The organism is Methylobacterium sp. (assembly GCF_019750675.1).
Taxonomy (GTDB): domain Bacteria; phylum Pseudomonadota; class Alphaproteobacteria; order Rhizobiales; family Beijerinckiaceae; genus Methylobacterium.
In genome coordinates this window covers 1-1,625 of record NZ_JAIEOF010000250.1, presented here as the reverse complement: position 1 = coordinate 1,625, position 1,625 = coordinate 1, and the positions used below count along the sequence as shown (strand labels likewise).

Sequence of the window (1,625 nt, the reverse complement as noted above, 5' to 3'; positions counted from 1 at the left end):
GAGCGGGTACGACGGGAAGCCGCGCTGCTCGTTCTGGAGCTTGCGCAGCAGCTCGGGGCCGATGTCCCGGGCCATGCCGCCGTCGGCGTCCGGACGGAAGTACCCTTCCTCAATCAGCCGCTCGCGCCAGAAATTATCCAGCCCCTTGCCGTCCGGACGCGCGACCTTGCCGACGCCCGGCACCACGTAGCGATGCAGATCCGTCGCTGCCGCATCGCCGTCGAGCCGCAGGCCGCCGTTCTCGGCGATGAACCGCGCCAGGCTCTTGCCGGCCGGGCCGGTCGCTTCGGCCGCCGGCGGCGTGAAAGGCTCCGCCGGGCGGGGCGCCCCGTCATCGAAGCGCGGGCGGCTGTAGACCGGCTGGGTGACGATGGGCTCCCCCGGGCGCTCGACCTCGATGGTGCGCTCGATGCCGACGGTCTCAGGAGCTTGCCGTGCAGCATCGTACTCAGGCTCAGCCAAGGCAGCGCGCATGCCCTCGCGCCGATCATAGGCACGCCGAAGCTCGGGCTGGATGATCTGTCCGGCCTGCTCGGGGGTGACCCGCGGTCCTGCCGCAACGCGCGCTTCGGTGAGCGCCATGCCCTGCGGCGTCTCGGCGAGGCCAGCACGGGCCGCATCTTGCACAGCACCGCCGAGCGCAGTCGGAGACGTGCTTTTCTCGGCGAGGCCGTCGAACGCCGCACGGCCCGCCGCCTCGATCTGACCTGGACGCGCGGAATAGACCTCGCTCGCGATGCGCTGGCCCTCACCCCCTGAATTGGCCACGACGCGGGCGAGCTGCGACAGACGCGAGGCTTGGCCACCGGTAACTTGATTCAGGGCTTCGTCGAGGGGAAGCTCGATGCCGCCACCTGGAAGGGCTCGTGCTTCGGCCCGAAGCGCTTGAGCGGCGGCAAGCTGCTCCGCCGAGAACCCCTCCAGGCCCTCGCGGACAGCAGATGCGCCTCGTGGAGCCTGAGCCACAGCCGCGCCGACGCCACCCGCAAGCGCACCGACGAGGCGTGCCGGCGCTTCCATGTCCGGGGACACCTCGCGCGCCGCGCGGCCCGCGCCTTCGCTGGCGAGAGCAGGGGCAACGACCTGGGTGACCGTCCCCTTGCCGAGGAGGTCCGAGCGTTTGGCCGCAACACGCGCCGCAGTCTGTGCAGCGGTCTCGCCAGCTCGCAGCGCCGCACCAGCGCCGCCAGCGAGCGCATTTGGCGCGAACTCGCCCAAGGTATGAGCCACCTCGCCAACTGTGGTCTGAGGCTTGTACGCCGGGCCGGTCACTTGCTCCATGGAGCGCGTCACCGCCTCAGGGGATGGGAATCCGTCTGCAATCGTCGGGCGTTTATCACCACCCGGCATATCGCTCGCTGGCACGCGGCCCGTCGCTCTGACGATAGCTTGCGCTGCTGGTGCCAGCGCAGTGCGGTCGACGAAATGCATCGCCGCGTTCGGCAATCCCACGAGCCCAGCCACACCTCCGATGTCCGCTCCGCTTTCGAACGACCGGCCGACGTCCTTCGCTGCGCCCAGGATTGAGTTGGCAGCGCCAGCGAGCGACGGGGCAGCAGGAGCGGCCTTCGGCGCCTGGGAAAGCCCCTGGAAGGCTTTGAGAGCCGCCCCCTCGTCGGGCGCGT

General features: G+C 70.4%; 1 pseudogene. It reads right to left on the bottom strand.

From position 1 onward, the window contains the following. Positions 1–1,625, bottom strand: a pseudogene (locus K2X24_RS12810) (hypothetical protein); the annotation flags it as partial.